3 protein-coding genes are annotated in these 2,457 nt (G+C 60.6%); 2 read left to right on the top strand and 1 reads right to left on the bottom strand.

Translation table 11 applies throughout. The features are described 5' to 3' along the window. On the top strand, window positions 1-1,007 hold a 1,007-nt coding region (locus tag CW742_RS10565), incomplete at its 5' end, for an MFS transporter (RefSeq protein ID WP_292420170.1). Window positions 1,008-1,021: 14 nt separating this feature from the next. On the opposite strand, the gene CW742_RS15440 is transcribed toward CW742_RS10565, so the two are convergent. Further along, window positions 1,022-1,735, bottom strand: a complete 714-nt coding sequence (locus CW742_RS15440; protein WP_342764876.1) for a chemotaxis protein CheW — start codon at window positions 1,733-1,735, stop codon at window positions 1,022-1,024. A gap of 209 nt (window positions 1,736-1,944) precedes the next feature. On the opposite strand from CW742_RS15440, the gene CW742_RS10555 reads away from it, so the two are divergent. Continuing rightward, the coding region (locus CW742_RS10555; protein ID WP_292420168.1) for a hypothetical protein at window positions 1,945-2,457 on the top strand (513 nt) is incomplete at its 3' end.

Here is a 2,457-nt window from a genome sequence, read left to right as displayed (position 1 = left end):
TAGCGGTGTTCGGAGCCGCAATCGGGCCTGTTGTGGGTGGGTTCCGGACGAGCGTGTTCTCGTGGCAGTATATCTTTTTTGTGAACCTGCCGGTCGGCATTGTCGCCATCCTTCTTGGTATGAAGATCCTCCCCCAACACCCCCCGGTTACCCCGGCAGCGGGAATGGACACACCCGGCATCCTGCTGATCTTTGTTGCACTCTTCAGCCTGATCGTGGGCCTGACCTCCGTCCAGGGAAGCAATGCCGCATTCGGCTTTGCGGCTCTCGTGGTATCGGTGATCTTCTGGATGCTCTTCATTGTGCAGGAGCGCCGTGCACGGGAGCCGCTTGTGAACCTCTCTCTCTTTAAGGCCCGCGGGTACTTCCTCCAGAACATCAATGTCCTGCTCATCCAGATGGCAATGGCCGGGGTCATGGTCATCATGCCCTTCTACCTGGAGATCGTCAAGGAGATCCCGACCGATAATGCCGGGACTATCCTTCTCGCGCTGCCCGTTGGCATGATCCTGACGGCCCCGCTTGCGGGAAAGGTCTCGGATGTGATCGGCACAAAGAAACCGATCATCGCCGGCTTTGTCCTCTGCACGGCTGCGCTCTTCCTCCTCTCCACGCTCTCCCCCGCAACGAGCATCGGCCACATCGTTCTCTATCTCTTCCTGCTGGGGGCAGGCACCGGCATCGCCTTCTCCCCCCTCAACAGTGCTGTCATGGGCGAGTGCGAAGCAAAGGACCGTGGCTCCACGAGCGGGCTCGTCAAGATGATGACGAATCTCGGGTCCTCGCTGGGAGTTGCGTGCGTGATGCTCGTTGCAACGGTTGCGGCCGGCCCGCGGCTTGCTGAATATACCGCCCACGCGATCGAGGGTGCAGCGCTCGCGTCCGCGTTCGACCTGGCATTCCTCTTCTGTATGGTCCTTGAGGTCATCGGCATCGTACTGATGCTTGCGGTGAAGGAGAGGGAACCTGCAGGTGCAGGTGACGGGGAAGCAGGGTTTGGATTATAAAAGAGGCCGGAGGATTATGCGGCCTCGATATCCCCGATGAGCTTCCGGATATCGAGCCAGATGATCAGTTCGCTGGTATCCCTGTCCCGGACTTTCACGTTCTTCCTGATGATTCCGAGGATGGCATCCTCCTCATTATTCATGGCCCCCGATGTGTAGTCCACCTGCGCGGTTTCGAATGTTGAGACGGATGTGACATCATCGACAAGGATCCCGGTCTTGATCCGGGTGACCGCGCTGTCCAGCACGATGATCCGCGAGTTCTCCGCGGCATCCCCCTGGCGTTCGTGGAGGCTGAGCCGTTTCCGCAGGTCGACGATGGTCGTGATCTCGCCGCGGAGGTCCATGATCCCCGTGATATAAGGCGGGACATTGGGGAGCTTTGTGATGGTCGTATACTCGACCACTTCCCTGACATCGAAGAGATCGATCGCAAACTGCTCGTTTTCAAGAGTAAAGACAACAACCTCGAAGGTCTTTTTCTGCGCTCCGGCTCCGCCTGCCCTCCTTTGCGCTGTCGCGCTCGTTGCCGGGGCCGCCTCTGGTTGTGCCGGATCAAACGGCGTTTCCGCGGGGGCGGGGGTATTCAGGGGTCCCGGCGCAGCAGGAACCTCCGGCATGTCTACCGCTTCCGGTCCTTGTTGCGGTTCCGGGTGCGTTGGCACATCCTGCACCGGTGCCGTGCTTGTGCCTGCTTTCTTTTTCGCGGGTCTCTTTGCTGCTGCCATGACCGTTCCTCCACTCCGGTGATTGTTCTAGTACGGTGATACCTTTGTTGTCATGGAAACTCATTAACTGTTGTGTCGCGGGAACATTTCCGCGGGGAAGAACAACGGCTGGATCATGGTATGCCCAACAGAGCCAGAGCACGATCCCCCGCCCGGTTCTGCCACGCTCCGCTACTGTCTTATCGCGATCCAGATCCATTATTTACTCAATGGCTGGACACGCTGCATCGGAACGTTCGGCACCGGCACCACTTTCCCCTGCCGGGGCGGCCCTGCTCGCAGAGCTTGAGACTTCCCGCGATCGCATTGCCCGCCAGCTTGTCCGCGACTCGCACGCTCTCACCGATCACGACCTCAATTACCTGACTGTTTCATCGCTCTTCCAGATCCTCTTTTTGAAAGCCGGCCAGGCATGCGGGTTCACCGAGCCTGGCACGCTCGCGGCTCTCGCGGGATGCGATGGGATCATAAAGCGCATGGGGCGTGCCTGCTCCGATGCCGGGCTTGACCCGGAACGGTTCTTTGAAACCGGGCCTGCGGGCCCTCGTGCGCTGCCCCCGATCAATGACGAGCCGCTCCGCATCGCGATCCACCAGCTGGACCGTGTGGCTCTTCCCGCCCCTGGAACGGGAGTCCCGCCCCGGGACTGCGCCGCGGTCCCCGGTCCTCTTGTGGCAACGCGCCGTCGGCTGCGCGAGGGGTGCCGTGGTGCCGGGCTGCGG

This window comes from Methanoregula sp., from assembly GCF_002835825.1.
Classification (GTDB): domain Archaea; phylum Halobacteriota; class Methanomicrobia; order Methanomicrobiales; family Methanospirillaceae; genus Methanoregula.
This window is presented reverse-complemented; position numbering and strand designations above follow the sequence as displayed.

Coding starts and splice junctions, on each gene's coding strand:
- CW742_RS15440 (WP_342764876.1), bottom strand. CDS start 1,735: ATGGCAGCAGCAAAGAGACCCGCGAAAAAGAAAGCAGGCACAAGCACG.